The organism is Ruminococcus sp. 1001136sp1_2201st1_G3_2201SCRN_220225 (genome assembly GCF_040924365.1).
Classification (GTDB): domain Bacteria; phylum Bacillota; class Clostridia; order Lachnospirales; family Lachnospiraceae; genus Blautia_A; species Blautia_A faecis.
On sequence record NZ_JBCOME010000003.1, the window covers coordinates 130,704 to 156,667 of the forward strand.

Below are 25,964 nucleotides of genomic sequence, written 5' to 3' on the forward strand. Positions count from 1 at the left end.
ACCATATACTGCTCAACGCACGTATCATCTGCCGGGCAGCCTTCAAAAACAATTGCGATATCCGGCTTAATTACCTGTGCTGTCACAGTGGCACCACGTACACCAACTTCTTCCTGTGCTGCACAAGCGCCAACAATATCCACATTCAAATCCTGACCAGCCAGAGTATGCATGGTCTTAAGAATTGCCGCACATCCCAAACGACAGTCAAAGCTCTTGCCCACCATCAGATCTGTGGTTTCTGAATATGTAAATGTCACATCTGGCACTACCGGTTCACCGATACGAATGCCGAACTTTTCAACCGCCTCTTCTTTAGAAACAGCGCCAACATCTACCGTGATATCTTTCATATCCAGAGGTGCTTTACGCTCCTGCTCTGTCATGAAATGCGGAGGCTTACTGGCAGTAATACCTGGAATATATTCTCCGAATCGGTTGCGAACCAGGACTTTATGAGCGGGAATATTGTGGTTCACCCAACCTCCGATCTGAATGATGCGGAGAGTTCCGTTCGGGCAGATAGCCTGCACCATAAAGCCAACCTCATCACTATGTGCATCAAGCTGAACAACCGGACGTTTGCCGTTATTTTCTTTACGGCGGATATATAGGTTGCGCATGCGATCTTCTGTAATTTCTCCGAGTCCTTCTGCATAAGGACGAATTGCAGCAACCACTTCATCTTCGAAGCCTGATGTACCGTTTGCATTTGAAATTGCTGCAATCATTTCCAACGTTGTTTTTTTATCCATTCTGACACCTCTTTATGAAAGTTTTACCTTCTTGAACTCAACATCTACTTATTTTTCTGACAATACAGAATTTTCGAGCCGCGCTTGATAAACCAAGTATAGTCTAGGCCAATATGATTGTCAACAATTCCAACTCGATGTGATAAATTGCTTTAAGTCAGCGAGATAATGCCACTTTATCAGTCGGCCATTCCTGATCCAGAATCGTGCACAACTCCGATGCATTTAACATATGTTCATCATCAGTACGTTCCAGCAGGATTTCCATCAGATATAACGTACGGAGCTTCTGATCAAAAGAAGCCCTGATGGTCACCTCCACTTTCTGTCTCAACTTTTTCTAGTGAAACATTCTATATTCTTTGTATCTGTTTTTACATTTACCACTCTTCACATTTAATATCACTTATCTGCTCGATTGGAATAACCGTTTGATCCGTCATAATGATGGTATGCTCGTATTCGTCTATCTTTTTTACAATACCAGAGCACGTAACATAGGAGCCGCCTGCTTTTTTTGCATCGGGAATAAAATAAGTTATCGATACTTTCTGTTCTATACCGATATTATTTCTGATTATATTAATTTTTTCGTTCAGTTGAGCAATCGCTTCCTCACTCAGTTCCAATCGTTCATCGGTTAATCTTGCCGTTTCCTTTATCGCAGCATCATGTCCGGTCAAAGCTGCAAAAGGAGCAAATTGCGCTGCTCGATCCTGAAGTGGCATTTGCGGATGATTCTTAGAGACCGGATGCGGTAAATTGATGATATCGTTATAAGCATTATTTTTCATCCCTTCCAACTCCTTTACGCCTTATGTCCGCCAATTTGTTCATTTCTGTTCCTGGCGGTTGCACCTTCCTGAAGATTCATCCCCTTCAGTACAGCGTTTTTTCCAAATTTCTTTTTGATACTGAGCATTGCTTCCTGCATACGTTTTTCGCGATCCAGCGCAGCTTCTTCCTCTTCCCGCTTTTTTCTTTGCGCCTCATAATCCGTAAAAAGATCCAGCTGCTCATACGCTTCTTCTTTCTTCACAGAACTTTCATCCACAAGCCTGTTTGCTGTGATATTGATTCTTCTGACAAGCAGGTTTCTGTCAACGATCCTGTCATATAGCTCTATTACTGCATCAGTTATCATCTTGGTTGAGGAAGTCTGCCGTTTCAGATTGGTCGTTCCATGTGCGTGCTTCGGGATTTTTCTTCCATAACGGTCGATCGTAACCTCTCCATGATACTGCTTTCTCCTGTCGGCATTGTTCAGATTCTCAATATCATAACCAACTGTCAACACGATCTGGTCCGTTACAAGCTTCTTATCCACCAAATCCAAAACCATCTGATCCGTCATCTCTTTTACGACCAGTTTTGCTTTTTCAAAATCATAAGGACAATGAAGTACTTGTCCGGCGCAAACACTGTTCATTTCCGGTTTGTAGGCCTTAACCATTTCCATGGTACAGGGTTCATACCCCCAGGCATGGTCGATCAACAGCTCTGCATTAACGCCAAACAGTTTATATAGCAGATCTTCGTTGTATAACTCATTCTCTTTTCCGATGGAACATCTTGCAATATCACCCATTGTATAAAGCCCGTATTCTTCCAGCTTCTTTGCATATCCCTTCCCTACTCTCCAGAAATCCGTAAGTGGTCTGTGACTCCAGAGTTTCCTTCGGTATGACATTTCATCCAATTCCGCAATTCGTACACCATCTTTATCTGCTTTAATATGCTTCGCCACAATATCCATCGCAATCTTGCACAAATACATATTTGTTCCGATTCCTGCAGTTGCCGTTATACCTGTCGTTTTCAGCACATCCTGTATCATGGCCATTGCAAGTTCTCTTGGTGTCATATTATAAGTATGCAGATAATCCGTTACATCAATAAATACTTCGTCAATCGAATACGGGAAAATATCTTCCGGCGCAATATATTTCAGATAAATACTGTAAATTCTGGTGCTGTATTCCAGATAGAGAGCCATCCGGGGAGGCGCAACAATATAATCAATCTCCAGTGCAGGATTACTATTTAATTCTGCACTGTCATCAGAAGAACCTGTAAATGTCCTGTTCGGTGCTTTCCACCTGCGGGCACTGTTGGCTTCTTTTACTTTTTGAACAACCTCAAATAAACGAGCCCTTCCGGGGATCCCATAATACTTTAAAGCTGGAGATACCGCAAGACAGATGGTTTTTTCTGTTCTGCTTTTATCCGCAACCACAAGATTGGTCGTCAAAGGATCCCTATTTCGTTCTTTACATTCCACAGACGCATAGAATGACTTAAGATCGATTGCGATATAGGTTCTTTCCTTTTCCATCATTCTACACCTCCTGGTTCTCCTGTGTTCTGTTTCTAATTCTTATTTATCTTGGCCAAAAATCTACCGGTACTACCTCAAATCTATATTTCTGTTTTGCATTCGGCTACAAGCTTCTGCCTACCTGCAAGTTCTGTCAGTTCTGTGGCATATCGGACGAAATACTTTCCAGATTCATATTTTACAATTTGCTTTATCATTTACTTTCTCCCTGTAGCTTTCATTCTACTTTTTCCAATTTATTATTTACATCGAAACAAACTTTGTCTCCTTCATTGATATTACGCTCATAGAGCCTGGCGTCCTCCGCTTTTATTGTCACTTCTTTTCCTGAAGAATCCACAAGAGTCACTATTGCCATGACCGGTGCATCATCCGGCCGTTCTTCACAACCAAAATTCAGGTCTTCATCGATTCGTTTTACTGTGTACATCATAGTTCAATTCCTCTGAAGTAATATTAAGAATCAGTTTTCTACATACCTTCTCCGATAATATTCCATCGTACGATACTCTTCGTATGAAGTTACTTTCGGAAAATCCTTCCAGTTTGTTCCTCGGTCAAAGAACTATTTCCAGCTTTCCACTACCTCAGCATCTGTAACAGCCAGCCGTACATCTCCCTCGTTATAGAAACCGTACAAAATCGGCATCTTATACACTTTCTGCATATCCGTTGTTTCAATCAACTGCAGAAACTCTCTTCCTAAGGTCTGAACATTGACAACTGAATAACTGCCAGGTATTGAATTTTCAAGATGCATAGCTAAAATCTATCTGCGAAGTTTGAGTTATTGACTTTTCGCAGTCTATCGAAAGACAGACGGACAATCTAATTTTCCTTTTACTATACACCTTTTGATAGATTTTTCACGCAAGATCAACTCAAGTATAACATAGATATAACCTCTGTAGTACATCTTTCCTGTAAAACAAACTTATCATTCTGTACAATCACCTGTCCCTGTAAAAATATTTGTTCTTTTCCTATTTTATCCCTCGATTTTAATTACTATTTCTAATTCCTGCGATCCATTATCTCTAATGCCACAGCATCTGCATTCATCTTTTTCGGATCATTAACACTAAATCCTCTACACATGTAAGAATCCACAATAATGCGGTACTAACTCGAACAGCTTTTAATATCTTTCGGTTCTTCTCTTTTTCCGGGATCTGCATCACTGTTATCATTAGCATAAGTGCCTGTATCTTATTTGCATGTACCGCTTGTCTTCGCTCCATAAGCTCCATTTTCATTTCTATATTTGACTTCATTAGTTGAACCCTCCTCTTAATCTTCCATAAACTCGAAATATTCCTGTCTTTTCAGAAATAGAAAAAGTGATGACCACATTGATCACCACCTTAACCATCTGTATTTTCTAATGTTTGCTCACGCAAAACTCCACTTTAACTTTCACTCAACCTTTTCTTTAGCTCAATGATATTCTCCTCAATCCGCTGTATCACAGCCTTGAAATCATCATCTGATTTTCCCGTTGGATCATCAAGTCCCCAGTTATCATCAAACGCCCTTCCAATAAAAGGACATCCCACATTGCATCCCATTGATATTGCAATATCAATATCTGGGATTTATTTTATCCTGTTTTTTCAGGTCTTCTACGATTTCATTGTAACGTTTTTTGTTCAGACGATAGAAAAACAGTACAATTGCTGTCACTATCCATAAAACTCCCGGAATTGTAGTAAAGGAATGTCTCATAATACTGAGAACAGCCGGATTCTGTACCTGATTTGCCACATATCCATATTTTCCAAGAAGTGCTGCAAGAAGCGCTGTTCCTATTGCCATGCCAATTTTATTTCCCAGTGACACAAATGCATATTGAAAACCATCATTCCTTAAGCCCGTTTTCCACTCTCCGTATTCTACGCAATCGGGAATGATCGCATAGATTGCAGTGTTAAATCCAGAAAAAAAGAATTGTGTAATTCCTGCAAGTGTATAGAACGCTGCCGATGTTTCTTTTACATTGAAGAAGAACATACAGAGCATGGAAATTCCGGTAAAAAGGGCAAAAATAGATGCAGTTCTTCCTTTATTATTCAATTTTCGGAATACAGGCTGGAAACATGCAGCACCGATAATGGATGGAATGATAATGCACATGGAATATGTAGTATAGTAGGATGCATTTCCCTCTACATAAGTGAAATAGTATAAAACATCTGCATTTCTTCCATAAAGTGTAAATCCGAATAACACCTGTCCGATTAATGCCAGAATATATGGGCGGTTCTGCATCACTGCTCTTAACTGCACTTTTATGGATATTTTGTCTTTTTCCGGCATAATCACCTGCTCTTTTGTTTTTGCGAAACAAAAGAAATGACAGGCTGCAAAAATACATCCGTATATGATTGCTACCAGTAGGTATCCGGTTTTAGCACTTTGACTGCCAAGTTTTCCAATCAGTGGAACTGTAATGATATTGATAATTCCAATTGCAACCATTGCAGATACTGAACGTGATGTATTAATCTTTGCACGTTCATCGATATCCTGTGTCATTGCTCCACAAAGGGTGCCATACGGGATATTTACACAAGTATATCCAAGTACCAACAGACAGTATGTAATTACCATATAGATAACCTTTGATCTGTCCGACCAGTCCGGATGTGCCCAGAATGTCATAATCAGAAGCACGGCCGTGATCGGAGCTGCAATGAGAAGCCATGGACGATAACGTCCCCATTTTGTTTTGGTTTTATCTGTCAGTCCACCCACGATCGGATCATTGATCGCATCCCAAAATCTCGAAAACAGCATCAGGGCAGAGACTGCTGCCATACTGATTCCGAATACGTCTGTGTAAAAAATCATGAGAAAATTACTGACGAACATCCAGCTGAAATTACATCCTACATCGCCAAATCCATATGCGATTTTACTGATCAACGGAACTTTTACATTTTCGTTTTTACTCTCCATAATTCCTCCTGCCTGCTGCCATCCTCCGTCTTTCCGTTTACTCATGTCTTCTTTACAGCAGTCTTTTTTATTATATCTTTGTCTTACATAAGGCTTATGATCAGCAGGGTATTTTATTTTTCCTGCACATTGATAATCACTTTCATTGTAGTTTCACGGTTATCGTCAATGTACTGGTATGCTTTCAGATAATCTTTAAATGCAAATGTCTTAGAGATCAGCGGTCTTAAATGCACTTTTCCTTCATTCACCAGTCTGATTCCGTCTACATAATCATCATGTCTGTACATCATTGTGCTCTTGATATCAAGCTCATGATCATTTGCAACTGCCAGATCGATCTCAGCCATTCCTGCAAAAACTGCAACCAGCACAATCACGCTTCCTTTTCTTGCATATTTGATCGCCTGTCCCATTGTAATGTTATTTCCTGCACAATCATAGATAACATCTGCCTTATCCGGTCCAAAGGCTTCTACCATTGCTTCCCCGAAATTTTTATTTCTTGTGTTGACACATACGTCAATTCCACACTCTTTTGCTTTTTCCAGACGAAGATCACTGACATCTGTGATCATAACTTTAGCTGCTCCCATCCCTTTTGCAGACTGCGCTACCAGATTTCCAATCGGACCGGCTCCTATCACCACAATATTCATTCCTGTTACATCGCCCATCTGTTTAACACCATGAACAGCCACTGCCAGAGGCTCGATCATTGCGCCCTCTTCATAAGACATATCTTCCGGTATCGGTGTTACTTTTGATGCATCAACTGCAAAATACTCGGATGCAGTTCCTGTTGTCTGGAATCCCATTACTTTCAGTTCTTCGCAGAGATTGTATTTTCCGTGACGGCATGGATAACAATGTCCACAATATACCTGTGGCTCAATTGTTACTTTCTGTCCCATATGAAATTCTGTTACTGCATCACCTGTTTTTACCACTTCTCCTGATACTTCATGTCCCTGGGTTACCGGATATTTTGTAAAAGGATGTTTTCCGTGATATACATGGATATCAGAACCACAGATACCAATATTCATAATCTTAACCAAAACCTGGTTGTCTTTAATCTCTGGTACGGGAACCTCTCTGAAAATGATTTCTCCTGGATTTGTCATAACCTGCTGTAACATAATATTTTCCTCCTTGTTTGTTGAATGTACTTTGAGCCTCTAGTTATTTGTTATCTTTTATTAAATGTTTTATTAAAGTAATTACATTATTATTCAAATCTCTAACTTTGTCAATAAACATTTAAAAATATTTCTCATTTCTACCAGTTGCACAAAGTAAAGATTTTGTTTTTATGCAGATTTTACTATAGCAATCCTTCTGATTGTCTTCGGAATTCCCTCAACAAAAACACCCTGATCACAACGTTTCATTGTTGTAATCAGGGTATTTTTTGTATTCAGATATTTTTTTACTATGATATATCGACAGATTATAGGCAAATCTATATCTTTCCGATAAAATCCTGCAGGAAATGCTTTGCTGCACCTACAGCTGAGGCTTCTTTCTTATAAGAACAGTTTTTCAGATATCTCAGATCATGATCAAATCCATTATACTTCATTACTTTTTCCCCAAGAGGTATCATATAATCTGAGAGATATCCACCCATTTCACCTCCAAGAATGATATCCATATCATATGCCATGCGCAGATTTGAAATCAGAATTGCAAGATAATCAAGATACTCTTCCCATTTTTTCTCTGCCTTTTCATCATTACTTTTGAGCAGCTGCATAAACTGTTCCACAGAATCCTTTGACTCACCAACAAGTGCACCTGCAGCGCAATAAGCATCTGCACAACCTAATTTTCCACAATAACACTTGCGGCCTTGAGGTACAAGTATCATATGTCCAAATTCTCCGGCCTTCTGATTTTCTCCGGAAAACAAATTTCCCCCTATGCAAAATGCACCACCAAGAGTCTGATTCAACGAAAGGTAAATTGCATTCTGATAGGTGTTCATATCTTCTGCCATCATTGCCGCATTGGCATCATTTGCAAAATAAACCGAGACAGAAAATGCCTGTTCCAGGAAACTAAGACTATAGTTTTCAAGTTTCAGTGCGTGGGATTTTATCACTAGTTTCTGCTCCTGATTAATGATTCCCGGAATAGAGATTCCAACACCCAGAAGCTTTTCTTTCTGTTCTGCATCATCCATATGATCCAGAAATTTCGCCGCATAATCTGCCACCTGACTGCAATATGACATATCAGATACAAATTTCAGACGAATCCGCTCTGATTTCACAATCTCATACTTCAGATTTACCAGCACCATTCCCAGATGATTTGCAGTGATCACAATTCCCATTGCATAACGATAGGATGGATTGATTCCAATACTTTTAGCCTTTCTTCCTCCTGTGGATTCATATTCTCCAGTTTCTATTATGATACCTTTTTCCAATAAATCTTTTACATTAGACAGAACTGTTGGCATACTCAGATTCAGTTCTTTGGATATTTCCACTTTTGATGTGGATTCTCTATTTATAATATAATTTACGATTTTTGATTTCGTAGCAAATTTCTTTTCCAGTCCGCTCATTCTGTTTCTACCTTCTTTTATGAATGTATTTATAAAAGAATGATACCTGTTATTGTCATATTTGTAAATAGCCATTGTCTCTGCAGAGTATGTTGCTGCAAATATAAAGTCCCTATCGCAGAGTTCAGAGCAATTGTTAAGCTATCAATGTTCGTTAATAGTTGCTTTCGCATGCAACCATCAATTACGCTTCTTGGAGTATCATTATTTGAGACTTTGCAAACCATATCTTTCATAACCACTACTCCATCATGGAAGAGCCGTCCACTATTTATTTTATTAGTAACAAGCGCTGAAAGCAGGTCTCATTTCTTCGATCTGTCTGCGAGTCAAGCCATATCCGACAGCTGTTTTTTCCCAGTTATCTCTGATGATTTTCAAGATATCTTCCGCATAGTCTTCCGCATCCGATTTGGAAATACCGAATCTCACAGCGGTCTGCACTGCCAGATCAATACTGATTCTGTTATCTTCCTCATCCACATTAAGAGACAGCTCATCGCCATAAGGAACAGGATTTACGTCATACAAAGGTGAAAGAATCCATCCCTTGTCTGTCAGAATAAACGCACGATTTCTCAGGTGATCATCCGTATTGGTAACCACCATTATTTAGACCTCCTTGGTGCGCGTTTTCTTGTGATTAGATTGAGATCCTGTAGCTGCCTGCCCATCTCGTCGTCCTTGGCAACAAGCAGAAGATCCTTATCCATATTATCTTGGCCAAAAATCTACCGGCACTACCTCAAATCGATATTTCTGCTTCGCATTCGGATACTTCTCCCGATCCACTTCACTGCAAAACATGTCGTATGGTCTGGCACATGTTTTATAAGGCGGATACAATGCCTGATAAATCACCAGCCTCTCATCATTTTCTGTATGTTGCGCAAAAGCCAGAATCCGGTACAAGTACTCCGCTGTTTCCAGATTTACATTTTCCCGTTTAAAATGCTGGACTACATCACCAATATGAAATCTACATTCTTCCATTTCGAACTAGTTCTCCTTATCCATTGCCATATGTATCATTCTCTCGAAGGATTCTCTAAAATGCTCATTATCCTCCGATGTTCGTTTTCTTGGTCCTTTTAAATGATTCTTTCCGGATGCCCTTCGTGCCTTCCTATTCAGATGCCGCTCCATAAGCATCTGGTCAATATTCTCATTGGTATACCATTTCCCAGACTGATGAATCGCATACGCATTTTTTCCAAGTGCCATTGCAGCCACACCATAATCCTGTGATACAACAATATCGCCCCTATGGCAAATGCTGATCAGTTTATAATCCACGGCATCTGCTCCGGCTCCAACTACAATCACTTCACTGTAATCAGATGCTAACACATGATTGGTATCGCACAATAACGTTACCGGAACACTGTGCTCTTTTGCAACTTTTTCAACAATACCAACTACCGGACAGGCATCTGCATCAACAAAAATCTGCATATTCTCTCCTTTAATTAGACATAAATGGCGTACGAACCTCAATGAGATTACCACTCGGATCATACAGCCTTACAAGCTTCTGGCCACCTGCAATTTCTGTCAGTTCAGTGGCATATCGGACGAAATACTTACCTGATTCATATTTTGCAAGCAATCCATCTATATCAAATTCCTCGAAATACAATTCCATCATGTTATTGAATGGCGTAGAAGTTTCATTCAATGTTTTCCCCCATACCTCGGCATCCTGCAAAACAAGTCCCTCCGATAAGATCACATTACCTTCATTCTTAAGAATCACTTGCAGTCCAAATAAGTCCTTATAAAACTCTATGGATTTTTCTATATCATCTACCACAATCAGTACGTTTTTCAGCATATCCGTCACCTCACAATCCGCTTTGAGTCAAGCGAATATTCGCAATCCGCATGCGTTAAATAATCTTTCCAGACAAATGATCAATTTCATGCTGGCAAATCTGTGCTGTCCATCCTGACAATTTCTGGCGCTTTTTCTTCCAGTTGAAGTCATAATACTCTACTTCAATTTCCTGGTATCTGGTCGTCTTACGTACACCGTCCAAGGACAGACAGCCTTCTTCTGTCTCATACATATCACGCTTTGAAACAATCACCGGATTGAACATCACAACATCTATGAATCCCATATTCACAATGATGATATTCTTCTTTACACCAATCATATTGGCAGCCATACCAACACACCGTTCCCGGTTCGCCTGCAACGTATCCTGCAGATCCTTTCCAACCTGGATATCTGCTTTCGTGGCTGGTTCAGATGGTTGGCCTAAAAAGAAAACGTCTCTTACAATTTGCTTTACCATTTACTTTCTCCCTGTAGCTTTCATTCTACTTTTTCCAATTTATTATTTACATCGAAACAAACTTTGTCTCCTTCATTGATATTACGCTCATAGAGCCTGGCGTCCTCCGCTTTTACTGTCACTTCTTTTCCTGACGAATCCACAAGAGTCACTATTGCCATGACTGGTGCATCATCCAGCCGTTCTTCACAACCAAAATCCAGGTCTTCATCGATTCGTTTTACTGTGTACATCATATTTTAATTCCTCTTGAGATAATATTAAGAATCAGTTTTCTACATACCTTCTCCGATAATATTCCATCGTACGATACTCAATAATATCTTTGTCTATATATTCCCACTCTGCACCTATAACAGGAGTACTAAGTCCAGTTAATCTAATTCCCATATTCTTTCTTCCTCTGCATAAATCCAACTAAGATAAAGCATACTCACTATTCCAAAGATTCTGGAAATAGCACTTAAGCCGCTTTTCAATTCATTGATTACATTCGCATCTACTGATCTAATTCTTCCTTATTTTGATTTTCTCAAATATCTATTAAAATGAACCTTTTGTTCATTATTATACCTTACATGTAATAAATTGTCATAAATAACTTTCCGTATTTTGTTGCTTTCCTTGTTTCTTTATGTTTCTTCCCATCAGCCAAAGCAAATAGCCGAGTATAGTAAAATAAATTTTACTCATTGCCCTTCCTCCTCTTAATCTTCCATAAACTCGAAATATTCCTGTTCACTGGCAAATAAAATGTATTTGCCTTCTACATATCCCATATATCCGTTGCTTGTGTCATAACCTTTCATTTGCCAGTCCTCCTTGGATTTTTTTGATGTTATCATCTTACAATAAATGGCTGTACAAAAATCCCGACAACCAACCGGCTAAACTTCCCTGAGCATTCTTTGATATAAACCCTAAAATAATAATTTTACAAAGTCTATTACTTGTTGTTAGTTCATAATTTATGTATAATAAAATTCATATAAGAAATACACGCTCAACATGCAGCCTGGAACATAGATGCTCTGCATGTTTAGCGATATACGGGGAGGAAATTCTCATGGGTAAACAATCCACCAGGGAAAACAAAACAATTTACCAGCTTTGCCGAGAAGCGGCAGGACTTACAAGAGCAGAGGCCAGTGAAAAAATGGTTGCTGTCTCTGATTCAAAAATTGAAAAATTCGAATATGAAACACAAGAACCTACGCCTTATGATATCCTCCAGATGGCAGATGCCTATAAAAGACCAGAGCTTTGCAATTATTATTGCTCTCACAAATGCGAAATCGGCTATCGTTATGTTCCTGAAGTAGAAGTGACCGATCTGTCAAATATCATTTTGGAGACAATTGCCAGTCTAAATGAAATCAATCCTCTTACCGGTCGTCTGATCCAGATTGCCCGCGACGGTAAGATCAGCGATGATGAAATGAAAGATTTTGCTTATATCAGTAAAAAACTTGATGAAATTTCTTTAGCCATAGACTCTTTGAATCTTTGGGTAGATAAGACAGCCGGAGAACAGGGGCTTAATCTTGAGCTCTTAAATGCCGAGAAAGAAAAATTAAAATAATCCATAACGCCACGAAAGGCAATGAACCATTTCTGACTCATTGCCTTTTACTTTACATACGCTGTAATTGATTGACTATACTTTCTGTTCTTCGAATTGCTTCTTCTACCTGTCTTTTTGCATTATTGATTCGATCCTGGACCACCCAGTCCACAACAAAACCATCAAAGAAATAATCCGCAAAAGAAAGAAAATCTCCAGTATCGATATTCAAGTTACATGCCATATTTACATCATTTAATTCTCTACTGAAATTACGAAGATCATACTTTGCCTGTTCCATATTCCGTTTGGCCTGATCCATTCTAGAATGTTTTAGCATCGTAGTAAAAAAACCACCGCCAAACATATCTACCAGTCCCCAATTCTTTGCACTGTTTAAATTATCTTTTGCTGCCTGAAGACTGTTCAACGCTCTACTCCCAGCTTCAATTGCTTCTCTTTTTTCTTTTTCAATATCATATCCCATTCGTTTTCTTCCTCCTGATCCATTATGAATGTGACGTCACCAATGCTATAATGCCAGCGACAATCAACAATGGAAAAGCAATGTACATCAGTCCACCTATAACCATACCAATCAATATCACCGGAAAGAAAATAACTGTACAAAGTAATTTCATAATTCCCCAGGATGCTCTTAATCCGAAAATAAAAAATTTTCCTACAAACCAAATTATACAAATTGTAAATAATAACGATAACATTTTTTTCTCCTTCTGAAACTCATTCTGATATGTGTCTTTCATTTATTCTGCTCTTTTTCTGCTAAATATTCAGATGTGTTCTTTATACCAAGCTTATTACTGAATGCCGGGTTTTTCTCCATCTTTTCTATTATCCGGATTAATCGAATTCTCTGTGCTGCTTCCATCTGATCATCCCATTTACATTCTGCTTTTTTGTTGATATTGTCACTATAACAAATTTATTTTTCACAATACACATCCACCTTATCCAACGTCTAATATTCTTTTGCAATTTTCTCTGTTATCTCATATATCTCTTTGAATTTTTCTAAGTCCTCCGGCGATCTGATCAGCATGATTTCTTCGATTTTTCCGGTCCGTATGTCTTTGAACCCTGCTACTTCTTCTCCAGTACAAATACTTGCACGAATAACTGGTTTCATATGTTCTCGGTCATATGTTTTTTTCATGATTTTCTTTTTGAATAATCCCATACTTCATCCTCCGAATAATTACAGTAACAAGATCAACTATTAATTTCTGGAACATTTTTCTGCATCGATTGCCAGTACAAACATCAGCGCATCCAACGCATTTCCTGGATCCTGCACATCAATAACATATGTATCAGTCATATGAAACAGTTCTTTACTAACCCGTGCAATTGAATAACCGCTTCGATCAAGAATGCTATAGTTCCATTCCATAATGGTTCCATCAATATGCCATCCATTGTAATCAATATTATAATGTGGCGTCAGGAATGAGAATTCTTTACTCAGGCATCCAATATAACTGCCATTTTTATAAATCTCAAATTTAGGAAGAAAAGTAAGTACTTTCTGAACAACCATTCCTACTTCATTTCCATAGGCATCATAAATTACAAGTTTATGTTCCCAGGACAACTGACCTTTTACTACATAAACAGTGTTGCCTGCTTCATCATAGATATCATAGCTGTCAAACCATGAAAACAGCCTTTGTTTAAATAATAACTTCATAACTTTTCACCGCTCTCTCCAACAGATATAATTGGTTCTTTACACTTCTTCGATATTGGCTACGTGGATTTTTCCATCAGGTTGTGTATGGCTTTTCCATTGTTCTTTTGTTATGACATTTGTATGGCCAACTCTTACCTCATTAAGCAATGGTACTGGAACCTCATCGCAAGTATGATGATAAATAAATCCAAGTTTCTCCTGTACTCTTTTGGACTTTTTATTTCCGTCATAATAGCCACACCATATTGTAGTCATTTCAAGCGTTTCAAATCCTCGTTTCATAAGCGCATATGCCGCTTCTGGCATATACCCTCTGCCCCAGAATGGTTCTCCCAACCAGTAACCAAGTTCACATTCATCATCTCTATCTGTCATATCTGTATGTCCGTTTAGTTTTAGTTCAACAGCTCCTATTGCAACATTATTCTCTTTTTCACAGATTGCATAGCATTCTGCTCCGGTGAAAACATTGTCAATAACATATTTACTTGATTCGATATCCTTGTGAGGAGGCCATCCGGCAATTGGCCCTACTTTTGGATTTTTTGCATAAGTAAACAAACTTTCTGCATCATCTTGCGTCCACTTTCTTAAAATCAATCTTTCAGTTTCTAGTATCATTTTAAAATATATCCCTTCAGTATTCAATTTCGATTTATCCAATTAAGACAATTCTTTAGGTTAGAATCGATGATGGAGTAAACGAAAAAGCAGTTTTGACATTTCAGTGAACTGCCCCTTCGTTTACTCCATTTTCGATTTGACCTAATTGAACAAAGTGAGCGTCCGAGTAGCTACTACCTATGGACTTTTAATCTTTTGTTCTTATCCATGATTATACAGGATTTCCTGTGCAGACGCTACAGAAATCAAGAATTTTCAGATAAATAGGTATAACAATTAAACCTCAGGATTTTGAGGCTTAGAAAACATATAAAAGATTTGGATTTTAACACCTTTGCGGTATTCTCAGTTGTGGTTTTCCAAGATGTCCACCGCAGGATTTACATACATAGATGTTTATCCCGTATAGCTGTTTCAATATTTCTGGCATCTCCTTATCCCTGAGCTTTGAAAGATATTTTTTGCATCCGAGGAGATTCCGGCATAAAGTGAGCTTTTTGTGTTTGCTGCGGGAACATAGAAGCCCATAATGCCGGATCCTGACAAAACGTCTGGGTGGCACATGCATCAGAAAACGCCGTATAAATTCAATACCAGAAAGGGTCAGTTCCTTCCATTGTCCTTCCTCTTTTTTTGCAAGCAAAAAAGTCCTGACATCCTGACAGGTAAGCTCTTCAGGATTCTTATTCTGATATTTCAGAAAATAAGAGACATAGTTTTTATAGCAGTTGATGGAACGTTCTTTAAGGTTACGGATTTTCCGGCTTCCTCAAGCTGTTCTAAATATTTTTCATACATAATAAAATCCTCCATATAAAATCAGTAGTTATCCGGAACACTGCTTTATATGGAGGTGCATTTGGGTCATAAAACCGCTTGCCAACCAAGCGGAAGGGTGGTATTCTTTTCATAGGCAGTGGGAAGGTCGATCCTGTTTGATTGTTTCGTTGTGGTGACTTAACAATACTACTTTTAGGACTTGCTTTCCACTGTTTTGTTATAGAAAAAAGAAAATCGCTATGCCATAGCCTTGGTAGGCCATCGCGCAGCGATTTTGTTCAATTTATGTTTGCAGGTTTGGGAGAGATTGTTTCTTTTCCCGCCTTTTCTCTGATTTACATCCCCGAATAAGGGGTGACAACAGAGCGGAACTCAAATGTTAGCTGGACTTTTTCTCACATGCTCTGATTTGATCTCATATATAAATCCAGCAGAGATTTTGCTCTCCACCGGTCTGCTTTTATCCTAATTATGTTCCCCTTGCATTGATTTTGCTAATAATGTCAGACAGGGATAGTCCACAGCTGGAAATTAGTTTTTCATTTAAGTAATTATTTCAGTCCCAAAAAGACATATGAATTTTCACAACCTGCTTCTTCTAAGGAATTAAAAAACAGACCATATAACAACTTTATATGCTCTGTCTTTTTATTCCTACAAATCTTCGTGCAGTTTTACATCGCTATTATCTGCCATGCATTGTTTTAAGGCAATGATCATTTTTTCCGCATCCAGTGGCTTTGCAAGATGAACATTCATTCCAGCCAGCCGGCTGTTGATAATGTCTTCTGCAAAAGAATTCGCGGACATTGCAATGATCGGAACCCTCCTGGCATCCCTTCTTTTCATTTCCCTGATTGTCCTTGCCGCATCCAGACCATTCATCCTCGGCATCATAATATCCATATAAATTACCCCAAAATAATCCGGTGCAGATTTCTCGAAGATTTCAACTGCTTCCTGCCCGTCTACTGCACATGTAACTTCCATACCGCTGTCTTCCAGTATACATCTGGAAATTTCCATGTTCAACTCATTGTCTTCCACAACCAATGCCCGCATGCCTTCTACCGAATAATCATCAAGGCTTACTGGCTTATCTGATAAATTACTGTTTTTATCCTGTGTGCCAATTTTGAACGGAATTTTTACAATAACTGTTGTCCCGACACCTGCTTTGCTCTTCAGTTCAATACTTCCATCCATTCTGTCCACGAGTTGCTTCGTAATTGCAAGCCCCAGTCCGGTGCCTTCATACCTGGATCTGCTTGTCTCGCTTTCCTGAGAGAACATATCAAAAGCATGTGCAATAAAATCTTCACTCATACCCACACCCTGGTCTTTACAGTAGAAAGTGAAATTTGCTCTGTCATCATCCAGAGTTTCTTCCTTAACCCCCAACGTGAGCACACTACCCGACTGACTGAATTTTATGGCATTGTCCATAATATTCGACAGAATCCTTCCAAGATATACCGGGTTTCCAACCAGAGTGCTGTGACTGTATGTACCATTTTTCCAGTCAATCTCATACCGGATGCCTTTCTTGGCAGCCCGCTCATCATAAATCTGATTCAGTTCCTGCAGTACCTCTGTCAGATCAAATAAAAGCTGCTGGTCCTTCAAATCCCCGCTCTGTAGTTTATTCATATCCAACACATCATTTACCAGAGACACCAGATATTTCAGGGATTCCATTACCTTTTCTCTGATCTTCTGCTGCATCTGTGGATCATCTGCGTACTGATTTCCCATATTTACCATACCGATAATACCGTTCAGTGGTGTACGGATATCATGACTCATCGTTGCCAGAAACCTTGTTTTCATTTCGGCTTCCCGCTTTGCTGCTTCCGCAGCAAAGTTAAGATCCTCTTCACGTCTCTTGGAATCGCTGATACTACGGACTGTACATAAAACATGGGTTACATTTCCAGACTCATCCCGTTTTTTTACAGTAAAAAGCATCCTGTGCCAACTGCCATCACACATTCTGTATTCTGTAGAAATATATTCTTCCGTCTTCAATCTTGCTGAAAGTGTAGAGACATCCAGAAATGGACGGATCAGCGAACGGTATTCAGATGCAACCATTGTATCACAAAGCTGATACAGTTTCTCCGATGCACTGCCTCTGTTTCCTGTCAGTTTGTGTATTTCACTGTCATTTGATATCTCTTCAAAAAAATCTTTCTGCACATCAATCCTGTAGATAGAACAGTAACTCTTAGCAATTGCTGAGATTATTTCATTACTCAGCCGTGCTTCATCCAGTGCCTGCTTTAATTGATTCTGGATCGTAGTTTCTTTTTCCATGATATCATCAATATGCCGAAAACCCACCAGTGCGAAAAAATGTTTCTCATCCTCGTATATTTTGGCTGCCTGTGCCTCAAAAAATTCATGCTGGTTCGGATTCGGTTTACTTCTATAATGGTATGTAATGCGCTCCTTCCGGGAAAGCTGTTCCTTTAGATGCCCTGTCGAAATCCAGTCCTTAAATTCCTGTCTTTCTTTCTCATACAGATATTGAACCGCATATTGGTCAGCAGAAGAATTGAAATTATCACCCTGTTTCAGATTCATTTTTTTTACGTTGGTTCCATCGTTTATATGGAGAATTTCAAAGGAACCGGTATTTAATTCAACATAATAGACAGCCGTAAAATCTGCACATATCTTATCCAAAAGCCGTCTTTCCGCCATCTGTTCTTCCAACGTACTTTTCAGTTTTCTGTTCCTCATATGTACCATTACAGTCAGGATAAGAAGCAGAACGATCAGCACAGTTATAAAAACCAAAACAGTCACAGACTGCGGTTGCTTCGGAAATAAATTAATTTCTGTCATAACAAAATCCTCTCTCTATGTTTCCTGTCTGCTTTTCCCATGCATCTGGAAGGCTCCTGATTGCTGCGGTTGCCTCATAATCATTTATGACAGGCATTTTGCTTTCTCAACTCTTCGCTTATGGTCTGCTTAATTTTTTCCGCATCCAGCGGCTTTGCAAGATGTGCGTTCATTCCTGCTTCCATACACTTTTCTGCATCTTCCCTAAATACATTTGCAGTCATAGCAATGATAGGGATTATTTTTGCATCCTGCCGTTCCAGGTCTCTTATTGTTCTTGCAGCAGTAAGACCATCCATCACCGGCATCATAACATCCATTAAAATAACATCGTATGTTCCCGGTTCGGAAGCTTCAAAATGCTGAACAGCTTCTAACCCATTGTTCACTGTTTCTACTTTAGCCCCATTTTCCGTCAGCATAAATTCTGCTATTTCCACATTCAGCTCATTATCTTCAACCAGCAATACCCGGATATCTGATATATCTGCATCAAAATCTTCTTTTTCTTCTGGCCGTGCATTCGTATCAATTTTAAATGGAAGTATTACAGTAAAACAGCTTCCTTCACCAAGCTTGCTTTCAACTGTTATGGTTCCGCCCATCTTTTCTACAAGTTGTTTCACAATAGGCATTCCCAGACCTGTCCCATTATAATCAGAACGTGGGGAATTATCTGCCTGTACAAATGGAGTAAACAATTCATTTTTTATAAATTCTTCTGACATTCCAATTCCATTATCTTTTATTTTAAATTCACATGTCATGTGATCTTCTAATCTTTCAATCGTTCTCATACTCATGTAAATAAAACCATTCACCTTATTGTACTTCATACTGTTTGTAAACAGATTCATCAATATTTTTTTCAGATGAACTGCATTGCTCCAAACATATATACCACTGTAATCATCATGTTCTCCTATAACATGAAGTCCTTTTTCTTCTGCCTGAAAAGATAGTGACTCCGTGATTTCCTGACATACCTGGTCCAGATTGATGGATTCATCACTAAAAACCACTGTATCTGATTCTAATTTTGCCATATCTAAAACATCATTTATCAATGATAGTAGCAGTTTCGATGACTCATGTATTTTATTCATGCAATCCTTTGCCCGCTCAGCATCATTTCCGCTTTTCTCAAGAATCGTAAGCATGCCAATAATACCATTGATCGGTGTTCTGATATCATGAGACATGTTATTTAAAAAGGAAGTCTTAGCCTTATTGGCACTCTGTGCTTCTACAAGTGCATTTTGTAATTCCTGCTGTTTTTCTTCAAGCTCCTGATTCAGCTTCAATGCCTGCTCAGCAGACTTCTTGGATTTTTCTTCCGCACGTTTTGATTTTTTCAAAGAATCAAGAATTATACACAGAACAACGAAAAAAGAAATTCCAGCGATAAGTGAAACTGTCAGTAAATTGTCCTGAATAAAATCCTTCGCTGTAACTTTTCGTAAGGAAGCATTATACGAAACTACTGCACCTGAAAATTGAGTTGTAGGCATAGATGTCAGTGTTTTATTCAGAATGGACAAAAGAACCGGTTCTCCCTGCAGAATAGCAAATGGAACATCAGCTTCTTTTGTCAGGAAAACACTATGAAGCTTATTATTTTTCAAATAGTCTGAAACAGTACCTGAATTGCTTACAATACAATCCGTCTCCCCTTTCTGCATTGCTTTTACTGCTGCATCTGATGTTTCATATTCCACAACCTTCCATTGCGGATAATTGTATGAAAGATATGCTTTCAATGCAAAATCATCTTTTTCAACAGCAACTATATTCTCTTTATTTTCATCAAAAGAATCCTTTGCCGTAATTGCTGCCATATTGAGAGTCAACAGCGTATCCGACAAAGCAAATCCATTTGTTTCTGCAAAGTATGGATTCTGGTTTGCATGAAAAATCAGGTCTATTTTTCCATCCTGCAATGCCTGAAGCAGTTCACTTCTTGTCTCATATCCATTTAATTCAAATTCCAGAGTCTGACCTTGCAGACAATTTTCTGCAAGATCCACATAATCTGTAATAACACCTGTCAGTTTACCTGTTGGTGGATCTACACTGCTGATACCTCCATCCTGATTCAGATACCCTATCCGGATTGCACCATGCTGCCCGATCCACTCACTTTCTTCTTTTGAAAGAAACGAGCTGCTCTGTGCAGAAAGATAACGCCTGTAGAGATCATCTGTGTAAAATGGGTTGTCATCCTTGATTCTGCGCATAGCACTATCCAGTGCTTCTTTGATATCCGGACGTTCTGGATTTATAGCGAAATAGATTTCTGTCTCTCCAATACTTGTAAGCGGTGAAATATCCGATTCTTCCCAACGGGATTCTTCTACCGAAACGAAGCAGTCAATTTCATGTTTCGACAGTTTGTCCATAACTTCTGCGGTATTAGAAACATTGACATGCTGCATATGCAGACCATACTTTAACTCCCATTCGTTAAGCACATCCTCCGTTATATTATCTTTAAACACACCAATATTTTTTCCCTCAAAAGAATCCAGATTTCCTGCTGTAAGATCCATATTGGATGCATCCGTATAGATGTAATATTTCTCTTCCCCCATAGGCATATCGGAAAAAAGCATATTTTCAGCACGTTCGTCTGTATAGGAAATGTCACCAAGAATATCAATCTCTCCATTTTCCAACTGTGTAAAGCAGTTTTTCCAATCACTTGTTATGTATTTATATGTCCATCCTGCATAACCTGCAATATCTTGAAGATACTCATAACCATAGCCGCTTCTTTCTCCCTTTTCATTGACGGTATTATAAGTTTCTTCAAAAGATCCTACCCGGATAACATTGTCAGAGTTTTCTTTGGCAAATGTAGGAACGGATAAAACAATAAAACATATAATTGTGCAAAATATAATGTAACAAAATTTGAAATTCATTATATTCTGTACTAATTTGCACTTCTTCATCTTTCTCCCCTCCTCTAGGCTACAGTTGCTTGCTTCCAGATTTTAATTTTACATTCATTAATTGTCAATAACCTCCCCGCTATTTTTCCAAACAGCTTCTGTATTACTTATTCAAGTGCTCTACCATAAAAAAGCACTGCCAAACAGACAGTGCAACCTCATTTCATGCAACTGGCTGCCATTTTACAGGCCCTATAGCTTTGCGTCCCAAACTTTCATCTGGTTTGCCGATTTCCTTATTATAGCTTTAATACTTACGCAAAAAAACTGATTTCATTATACTTTAATGCTCTAGTATACACAAGAAAACATTACCGTTTTAACGACAAAAATAAAAAAAGAACAGCCGATACATATACTCGAACTGTTCTTCTACTTCCGAAGACCACGCAGCATTGACATCACTGTTTCCTGCTCATTTGTACTCAGATTATTCCATATCCTTAAAACTTCTTTCTGTTTTTCTGTCAGATTCTCTGAATTACCTTCCTGAAAAAACTGTGATAATGTCACGCCCAAAGCTGTACATATTTTTTCAAGTGTGATCAGCGACGGCAGGTTTTCTTGCGCCATGATTCTTCCCAGTGATGACTGGGAAATTCCAAATACACATAAGCATGATACAATAGAGGCATGCTGAAGGAGGATCTCATATGGCAAAGCAAGCTGTACAATTTCTTCTTTTGTATGATATTTGTTATTCAACTCCATCGTTATTTTTAATGCCCTTTGAGACATCTCATGCATGATCAGATGGTCTTCACTTCCACCGTCTACAGTATATCCGGGCTTCATATTACTCAAATATTCTTCAAATGTCATGATTAACCAACCCCGTTTTCTTTAAAAAATTTCTGGATTTTATCAAATGGGATCACATCCAGATTATCGTAAAGATCTGTATGAACAGCCCCTGGAATTGTCAGCAGCTCTTTATTGGATGTGTACTTGCTGTCCTTGATCATAGATCATATTTTCATAAGCATCTTTTCCAAAATAATAACTGTGCGCTTTTTCTCCATGAACGATAAGGACTGCACTTCTGATTTCATTACTGTACTTTAATATTGGCTGATTCATAAATGACATACATCCAATACTGTTCCAGCCATCATTGGAATTTAGGCTCCTTTTATGATAACATCTGCCTTTATAATACTCACTATAATCTTTTACGAAGAGAGGGGCATCTTCCGGAACCGGAAGTGGAACACAACCACTGCCTTTGGAATACTCGCCTTTACGGTATTCTTGTGTTCTGAGGGCATTCAGTGACTGTTTCTTTGCATAACGTACTTCTTCACTGTCCTCAGAATCAAAGTACCCATTTGCATTTACCCTTGTCATATCATACATGGTAGATGCTACAGTTGCTTTTATTCTTGTATCCAATGCAGTTGCGTTAAGAGCCATTCCACCCCATCCGCAGATTCCAATGATTCCTATTTTATCCGTATCCACATCTTCCCGAACAGAAAGAAAATCAACAGCAGCCATGAAATCTTCTGTATTAATATCCGGAGAAGCCATGAATCTTGGATTGCCTCCACTTTCCCCCGTAAAAGAAGGATCAAATGCAATCGTTAAATATCCTTTTTCAGCCATCGTCTGCGCATATAATCCGGAACACTGTTCTTTGATTGCACCAAATGGTCCGCTTACGGCAATCGCAGGATATTTCCCTGACACATTTTTCGGCTTATACAGATCTGCAGCAAGTGTGATTCCATAACGATTTACAAATGTCACTTTCTTATGATCTACTTTTTCACTCTGTGGAAAAGTTTTATCCCATTCAGATACCAACTTTAATTCTTCTGTTTTTAACATATTTGACATCCTCCATATGCAAAATTTCTTGTAATTACACTAACAATAGTATATGATATAAATATCATACAACCTAAAGTTAACTTTAGGTCAAGCATATTTTGAAAGAAGGTTTTTTATGTATACAATCAGTCAGGTCTCTGCAATGTTTAGTCTTCCTGTTTCTACCTTAAGATATTATGACAAGGAAGGTTTTTTCCCTAATCTGGAACGTAAAGGAAACATCCGTTATTTCAGCAATAATGAGTTGGAAGCGCTTCGTATCATTGAATGTCTGAAGAAATCTGGGCTTGAGATCAAAGATATAAAGCAATTTTTTATCTGGGTATCTGAAGGCAGTGCCAGCTATGAAAAAAGGAAAGAATTATTTGAAGCCAGAAAATCAGCTGTTGAAACTGAAATCCAGGAACTTCAAAAAACTCTCTCCCTCTTAAAATTTAAGTGCTGGTATTATGAAACAGCAATGAAAGATGGTAATGAAGATACGATAAATGCCATGTTACCTGATAAACTTCCAAAAAATATACAGAAACTATATGACAAAGGACATGAATGATTTTTGTTTCTTCTTCAAGCTGGAATTGATCGTGCTCTGTCTTTCGCTAATGCAACTCCATTTTACTGTGCAAACATAAGTTATGCCCGTCTCAAGATTCGCTTTATATCATCCAGATTTTCAACAAAAAAGATTCCCTCCTGTCGCTCGTTAGAAGATAATCCTTTTTCAATCATATGATTTAGAAGTGCTTTCAAATCATCGTAGTAACCGTTCAGGTTGTAGAGAATGCAGGGTGCCTCCAGATGTTTCAAAGACACCTTCGACATTACCTCTGCAATTTCCTCCAATGTTCCCGTGCCGCCCGGGAAGGCAATAAAGGCTTCTCCTAACTCAATCATTTTGTTTTTTCTCTCAGACATATCCTTAGTCACAATCAGTTTTGTCAGTCCATCATGTTGAAACTCATTTTCAATAAAAAAATTCGGCTCAACACCCGTAACATCACCGCCTGCCTTCAATACACTGTCTGCCAATGCTCCCATTAAACCACCTTTAGAACCACCGTAAACAAGTGCATTTCCACTGTTTCCAATCCATGCCCCCAATTCCTCAACTGCTTTTCGTAAGCATGGGTCATTTCCTTCGTTTGCCCCAAGATAAACTGTTATATTCATTAAAAATTTTCTCCTACAACTTCCGACTGAACAAAATCGCTGCGCGATGGCCTGCCAAGGCTATGGCGCAGTTTTTCTTTACACTTTAATAAAAAGCAGTGGAAACCAAGTCCTACAAGTAGTATTGTTAAGTCACCACAACCAACAATCAAACAGGATCGACATCCCCACTGCCTATGATAAGAATACCATTGAGCTGCCTTTCTGGCAAGCAGTTTTATTATGCTAATGCTCCTCCATGTAAGCAGTGTTTATACATTTACGATTTACTTTACATGGAGGATTTTATTATGTACGAAGAAATTTTTAATCAGATTAGATCTGCTGCGAATAAACGGAATCTCAAGGATTCCACAATTCATGCATACTGTACCAGTGTTGCTCATTTTTTGAACCACACAGCCAAGGATATAGATGCATTAACAACTGACGATGTTGATACATTCCTAACTGAAAAGAAACTTTCCGGGATTTCACCAGAAACATACAATCACTACCATTCAGGAATCCGCTTCTTTTACAAAAAAGTATTGAAGATGAATTGGGATGATGATGACATACCTCGTATGAAAAGGGACAGAAAGTTACCAGCGGTGCTTACAAAAGCAGAAATATCAGCTATTCTTGATGCTACACCAAATCTGAAGCATAAAGCTATGATCGCTACTATGTATTCAGGTGGACTTCGTGTTTCAGAAGTCACACACCTTCATTATGATGATATTTCACGCACGAACAAAACCATACACATCCGCGATGGAAAAAGCCGATCTGACCGTTATACTTTGCTTGCAGACCGGACGCTTGAAATATTGACAGAATACTGGTTTCAATGTGGCAGGCCAAGAGGGATTCTGTTCCCAAGTTCATGGACAGGGGATTATCTTACAAAAGATAGTGTCATTCAATTTTTTCGTGAAAGCGCCGAAAGAGCAGGCATTCAAAAACACGTCTCCACACATTGTTTGCGTCATAGTTTTGCAAGTCATCTGTTTGAGTCAGGCTGCGATATAAAATATATTCAGGCTCTTTTGGGACATCGTGATCCAAAATCAACAGAGATTTATCTGCATGTAAGCAATAAAACTCTGCTTGGTATTAAAAGCCCATTTGATGAGATGGGTGGTGAATGATTATGGATAAATCATGTACGATACAGGATGTATTTGAACGGTTCTATCCTTCCTATGAAAAGAGGAGTAACCCTCCTGCTCATCACAGAAAAACGGCTTATCACATCAGAAACTGTAAAACAGGAGTTTTTGGTGTAAATATCAGTGTTTGTGAGGACTGCGGATGTATCAGTGTTCACAACAACTCCTGCAGAAGCAGATGCTGTCCCATGTGCCAGGAGTTTCCGAAAGAGAAATGGATTGATGCACAAAAAGAGAACGTATTGGATGCACCCTATTATCATGTAGTATTCACAGTTCCTGAGGAATTGAATTCCATTATTTACAGCAACCAGAAGCTGTTATATGATGCACTGTATCATGCTGCTTCAGCCACATTGAATGAATTGTCAAAAGATGCAAAGTATCTGGGA

Annotated in this window: 28 protein-coding genes, 3 pseudogenes and 1 riboswitch; of the genes and pseudogenes, 4 read left to right on the forward strand and 27 right to left on the reverse strand. The window is 38.7% G+C overall.

Going from position 1 to position 25,964, the window contains the following annotated elements; translation table 11 throughout:
- From AB5642_RS02310 to AB5642_RS02385, 16 genes and pseudogenes are all read right to left on the reverse strand, one after another.
- A partial coding sequence (locus AB5642_RS02310) for a M42 family metallopeptidase (RefSeq protein ID WP_368371442.1) occupies positions 1-755 on the reverse strand: 755 nt, incomplete at its 3' end.
- Between the two features lie 157 nt (positions 756-912).
- On the reverse strand, positions 913-1,077 hold the full coding sequence (locus tag AB5642_RS02315; protein ID WP_272105093.1) for a hypothetical protein: 165 nt from the start codon (positions 1,075-1,077) through the stop codon (positions 913-915).
- Positions 1,078-1,135: 58 nt separating this feature from the next.
- On the reverse strand, positions 1,136-1,549 hold the full coding sequence (locus AB5642_RS02320; protein WP_195391823.1) for a hypothetical protein: 414 nt from the start codon (positions 1,547-1,549) through the stop codon (positions 1,136-1,138).
- A 14-nt stretch (positions 1,550-1,563) separates the two neighbouring features.
- Positions 1,564-3,090, reverse strand: a complete 1,527-nt coding sequence (locus AB5642_RS02325; RefSeq protein ID WP_195391829.1) for a DNA methylase — start codon at positions 3,088-3,090, stop codon at positions 1,564-1,566.
- Positions 3,091-3,310: 220 nt separating this feature from the next.
- Positions 3,311-3,526, reverse strand: coding sequence for a hypothetical protein (locus tag AB5642_RS02330; protein ID WP_195391824.1), 216 nt, complete (start codon positions 3,524-3,526; stop codon positions 3,311-3,313).
- 625 nt (positions 3,527-4,151) lie between these two features.
- Positions 4,152-4,367 (reverse strand): hypothetical protein, encoded by a 216-nt coding sequence (locus tag AB5642_RS02335; protein WP_173719332.1) that lies wholly within the window; start codon positions 4,365-4,367, stop codon positions 4,152-4,154.
- Between the two features lie 135 nt (positions 4,368-4,502).
- Positions 4,503-4,688: pseudogene (locus AB5642_RS02340) on the reverse strand (arsenate reductase ArsC); the annotation flags it as partial.
- Positions 4,675-6,051: an MFS transporter gene (locus AB5642_RS02345; RefSeq protein ID WP_173719333.1), complete on the reverse strand. Its 1,377-nt coding sequence runs from the start codon at positions 6,049-6,051 to the stop codon at positions 4,675-4,677. The gene AB5642_RS02345 and the pseudogene AB5642_RS02340, both read right to left, overlap by 14 nt.
- 113 nt (positions 6,052-6,164) lie before the next feature.
- A complete protein-coding gene (locus AB5642_RS02350; protein ID WP_195391825.1) occupies positions 6,165-7,193 on the reverse strand; it encodes a zinc-binding dehydrogenase in 1,029 nt (342 codons plus the stop codon).
- Positions 7,194-7,516: 323 nt separating this feature from the next.
- Positions 7,517-8,629, reverse strand: a complete 1,113-nt coding sequence (locus AB5642_RS02355; protein ID WP_173770198.1) for an ROK family transcriptional regulator — start codon at positions 8,627-8,629, stop codon at positions 7,517-7,519.
- A 279-nt stretch (positions 8,630-8,908) separates the two neighbouring features.
- Positions 8,909-9,238 carry a HipA domain-containing protein gene (locus AB5642_RS02360; RefSeq protein ID WP_173719335.1) on the reverse strand — a complete coding sequence of 110 codons (330 nt, stop codon included), beginning with the start codon at positions 9,236-9,238 and terminating at the stop codon, positions 8,909-8,911.
- 105 nt (positions 9,239-9,343) lie between these two features.
- The gene (locus AB5642_RS02365) at positions 9,344-9,622 is read right to left on the reverse strand and encodes a DUF1653 domain-containing protein (RefSeq protein ID WP_173719336.1); all 279 of its coding nucleotides are present in this window, start codon (positions 9,620-9,622) and stop codon (positions 9,344-9,346) included.
- 6 nt (positions 9,623-9,628) lie between these two features.
- Complete coding sequence (locus tag AB5642_RS02370) at positions 9,629-10,084, reverse strand: YaiI/YqxD family protein (protein ID WP_173719337.1); 456 nt, start codon at positions 10,082-10,084, stop codon at positions 9,629-9,631.
- Between the two features lie 10 nt (positions 10,085-10,094).
- Positions 10,095-10,463: a VOC family protein gene (locus AB5642_RS02375; RefSeq protein WP_173719338.1), complete on the reverse strand. Its 369-nt coding sequence runs from the start codon at positions 10,461-10,463 to the stop codon at positions 10,095-10,097.
- A 55-nt stretch (positions 10,464-10,518) separates the two neighbouring features.
- Positions 10,519-10,929: a peptide deformylase gene (locus tag AB5642_RS02380; protein ID WP_173719339.1), complete on the reverse strand. Its 411-nt coding sequence runs from the start codon at positions 10,927-10,929 to the stop codon at positions 10,519-10,521.
- A gap of 20 nt (positions 10,930-10,949) precedes the next feature.
- Positions 10,950-11,165 (reverse strand): hypothetical protein, encoded by a 216-nt coding sequence (locus tag AB5642_RS02385; protein WP_173719340.1) that lies wholly within the window; start codon positions 11,163-11,165, stop codon positions 10,950-10,952.
- 830 nt (positions 11,166-11,995) lie between these two features.
- Here AB5642_RS02385 and AB5642_RS02390 point away from each other — a divergent pair.
- Complete coding sequence (locus AB5642_RS02390) at positions 11,996-12,511, forward strand: helix-turn-helix transcriptional regulator (RefSeq protein WP_173719341.1); 516 nt, start codon at positions 11,996-11,998, stop codon at positions 12,509-12,511.
- 52 nt (positions 12,512-12,563) lie between these two features.
- Here AB5642_RS02390 and AB5642_RS02395 read toward each other — a convergent pair whose 3' ends face one another.
- The 10 genes and pseudogenes from AB5642_RS02395 to AB5642_RS02440 form a co-directional block, all read right to left on the reverse strand.
- A complete protein-coding gene (locus AB5642_RS02395; RefSeq protein WP_173719342.1) occupies positions 12,564-12,980 on the reverse strand; it encodes a hypothetical protein in 417 nt (138 codons plus the stop codon).
- Positions 12,981-13,256: 276 nt separating this feature from the next.
- A complete protein-coding gene (locus tag AB5642_RS02400; RefSeq protein WP_267904431.1) occupies positions 13,257-13,385 on the reverse strand; it encodes a hypothetical protein in 129 nt (42 codons plus the stop codon).
- Positions 13,386-13,475: 90 nt separating this feature from the next.
- Positions 13,476-13,694: an aspartate dehydrogenase gene (locus tag AB5642_RS02405; RefSeq protein ID WP_173719343.1), complete on the reverse strand. Its 219-nt coding sequence runs from the start codon at positions 13,692-13,694 to the stop codon at positions 13,476-13,478.
- A 39-nt stretch (positions 13,695-13,733) separates the two neighbouring features.
- On the reverse strand, positions 13,734-14,204 hold the full coding sequence (locus AB5642_RS02410) for an LURP-one-related/scramblase family protein (RefSeq protein WP_173719344.1): 471 nt from the start codon (positions 14,202-14,204) through the stop codon (positions 13,734-13,736).
- A 39-nt stretch (positions 14,205-14,243) separates the two neighbouring features.
- Positions 14,244-14,870 carry a GNAT family N-acetyltransferase gene (locus AB5642_RS02415; RefSeq protein WP_330590317.1) on the reverse strand — a complete coding sequence of 209 codons (627 nt, stop codon included), beginning with the start codon at positions 14,868-14,870 and terminating at the stop codon, positions 14,244-14,246.
- Positions 14,871-15,156: 286 nt separating this feature from the next.
- A pseudogene (locus AB5642_RS02420) lies at positions 15,157-15,447 on the reverse strand (transposase); the annotation flags it as partial.
- Between the two features lie 818 nt (positions 15,448-16,265).
- A complete protein-coding gene (locus AB5642_RS02425; RefSeq protein WP_173719345.1) occupies positions 16,266-18,461 on the reverse strand; it encodes an ATP-binding protein in 2,196 nt (731 codons plus the stop codon).
- Positions 18,462-18,541: 80 nt separating this feature from the next.
- Positions 18,542-21,415 carry a transporter substrate-binding domain-containing protein gene (locus AB5642_RS02430; RefSeq protein ID WP_173719346.1) on the reverse strand — a complete coding sequence of 958 codons (2,874 nt, stop codon included), beginning with the start codon at positions 21,413-21,415 and terminating at the stop codon, positions 18,542-18,544.
- A gap of 163 nt (positions 21,416-21,578) precedes the next feature.
- Positions 21,579-21,654: riboswitch (cyclic di-GMP riboswitch) on the reverse strand.
- A 133-nt stretch (positions 21,655-21,787) separates the two neighbouring features.
- Positions 21,788-22,237 carry a helix-turn-helix domain-containing protein gene (locus AB5642_RS02435; protein WP_237925991.1) on the reverse strand — a complete coding sequence of 150 codons (450 nt, stop codon included), beginning with the start codon at positions 22,235-22,237 and terminating at the stop codon, positions 21,788-21,790.
- Positions 22,238-22,239: 2 nt separating this feature from the next.
- Positions 22,240-23,245, reverse strand: a pseudogene (locus AB5642_RS02440) (alpha/beta hydrolase).
- 118 nt (positions 23,246-23,363) lie between these two features.
- On the opposite strand from AB5642_RS02440, the gene AB5642_RS02445 reads away from it, so the two are divergent.
- Positions 23,364-23,801, forward strand: coding sequence for a MerR family transcriptional regulator (locus tag AB5642_RS02445; protein ID WP_173719347.1), 438 nt, complete (start codon positions 23,364-23,366; stop codon positions 23,799-23,801).
- A gap of 80 nt (positions 23,802-23,881) precedes the next feature.
- Here the strand turns inward: AB5642_RS02445 and AB5642_RS02450 are convergent, their stop codons facing one another.
- Positions 23,882-24,418, reverse strand: coding sequence for a TIGR00730 family Rossman fold protein (locus AB5642_RS02450; protein WP_107001131.1), 537 nt, complete (start codon positions 24,416-24,418; stop codon positions 23,882-23,884).
- Between the two features lie 290 nt (positions 24,419-24,708).
- Between AB5642_RS02450 and AB5642_RS02455 the strand changes: the two genes are divergently transcribed.
- Positions 24,709-25,551, forward strand: coding sequence for a tyrosine-type recombinase/integrase (locus tag AB5642_RS02455; RefSeq protein ID WP_015514772.1), 843 nt, complete (start codon positions 24,709-24,711; stop codon positions 25,549-25,551).
- A partial coding sequence (locus AB5642_RS02460) for a transposase zinc-binding domain-containing protein (protein ID WP_368371443.1) occupies positions 25,548-25,964 on the forward strand: 417 nt, incomplete at its 3' end. The genes AB5642_RS02455 and AB5642_RS02460, both read left to right, overlap by 4 nt.

Excerpts from the sequence above, each read along its gene's own strand:
- AB5642_RS02320 (WP_195391823.1), bottom strand. The coding sequence starts at position 1,549 with ATGAAAAATAATGCTTATAACGATATCATCAATTTACCGCATCCGGTC.
- AB5642_RS02325 (WP_195391829.1), bottom strand. The coding sequence starts at position 3,090 with ATGGAAAAGGAAAGAACCTATATCGCAATCGATCTTAAGTCATTCTAT.
- AB5642_RS02330 (WP_195391824.1), bottom strand. The coding sequence starts at position 3,526 with ATGATGTACACAGTAAAACGAATCGATGAAGACCTGAATTTTGGTTGT.
- AB5642_RS02335 (WP_173719332.1), bottom strand. The coding sequence starts at position 4,367 with ATGAAGTCAAATATAGAAATGAAAATGGAGCTTATGGAGCGAAGACAA.
- AB5642_RS02345 (WP_173719333.1), bottom strand. The coding sequence starts at position 6,051 with ATGGAGAGTAAAAACGAAAATGTAAAAGTTCCGTTGATCAGTAAAATC.
- AB5642_RS02350 (WP_195391825.1), bottom strand. The coding sequence starts at position 7,193 with ATGTTACAGCAGGTTATGACAAATCCAGGAGAAATCATTTTCAGAGAG.
- AB5642_RS02355 (WP_173770198.1), bottom strand. The coding sequence starts at position 8,629 with ATGAGCGGACTGGAAAAGAAATTTGCTACGAAATCAAAAATCGTAAAT.
- AB5642_RS02360 (WP_173719335.1), bottom strand. The coding sequence starts at position 9,238 with ATGGTGGTTACCAATACGGATGATCACCTGAGAAATCGTGCGTTTATT.
- AB5642_RS02365 (WP_173719336.1), bottom strand. The coding sequence starts at position 9,622 with ATGGAAGAATGTAGATTTCATATTGGTGATGTAGTCCAGCATTTTAAA.
- AB5642_RS02370 (WP_173719337.1), bottom strand. The coding sequence starts at position 10,084 with ATGCAGATTTTTGTTGATGCAGATGCCTGTCCGGTAGTTGGTATTGTT.
- AB5642_RS02375 (WP_173719338.1), bottom strand. The coding sequence starts at position 10,463 with ATGCTGAAAAACGTACTGATTGTGGTAGATGATATAGAAAAATCCATA.
- AB5642_RS02380 (WP_173719339.1), bottom strand. The coding sequence starts at position 10,929 with ATGGTAAAGCAAATTGTAAGAGACGTTTTCTTTTTAGGCCAACCATCT.
- AB5642_RS02385 (WP_173719340.1), bottom strand. The coding sequence starts at position 11,165 with ATGATGTACACAGTAAAACGAATCGATGAAGACCTGGATTTTGGTTGT.
- AB5642_RS02390 (WP_173719341.1), top strand. The coding sequence starts at position 11,996 with ATGGGTAAACAATCCACCAGGGAAAACAAAACAATTTACCAGCTTTGC.
- AB5642_RS02395 (WP_173719342.1), bottom strand. The coding sequence starts at position 12,980 with ATGGGATATGATATTGAAAAAGAAAAAAGAGAAGCAATTGAAGCTGGG.
- AB5642_RS02400 (WP_267904431.1), bottom strand. The coding sequence starts at position 13,385 with ATGGAAGCAGCACAGAGAATTCGATTAATCCGGATAATAGAAAAGATG.
- AB5642_RS02405 (WP_173719343.1), bottom strand. The coding sequence starts at position 13,694 with ATGGGATTATTCAAAAAGAAAATCATGAAAAAAACATATGACCGAGAA.
- AB5642_RS02410 (WP_173719344.1), bottom strand. The coding sequence starts at position 14,204 with ATGAAGTTATTATTTAAACAAAGGCTGTTTTCATGGTTTGACAGCTAT.
- AB5642_RS02425 (WP_173719345.1), bottom strand. The coding sequence starts at position 18,461 with ATGACAGAAATTAATTTATTTCCGAAGCAACCGCAGTCTGTGACTGTT.
- AB5642_RS02430 (WP_173719346.1), bottom strand. The coding sequence starts at position 21,415 with ATGAAGAAGTGCAAATTAGTACAGAATATAATGAATTTCAAATTTTGT.
- AB5642_RS02435 (WP_237925991.1), bottom strand. The coding sequence starts at position 22,237 with ATGACATTTGAAGAATATTTGAGTAATATGAAGCCCGGATATACTGTA.
- AB5642_RS02445 (WP_173719347.1), top strand. The coding sequence starts at position 23,364 with ATGTATACAATCAGTCAGGTCTCTGCAATGTTTAGTCTTCCTGTTTCT.
- AB5642_RS02450 (WP_107001131.1), bottom strand. The coding sequence starts at position 24,418 with ATGAATATAACAGTTTATCTTGGGGCAAACGAAGGAAATGACCCATGC.
- AB5642_RS02455 (WP_015514772.1), top strand. The coding sequence starts at position 24,709 with ATGTACGAAGAAATTTTTAATCAGATTAGATCTGCTGCGAATAAACGG.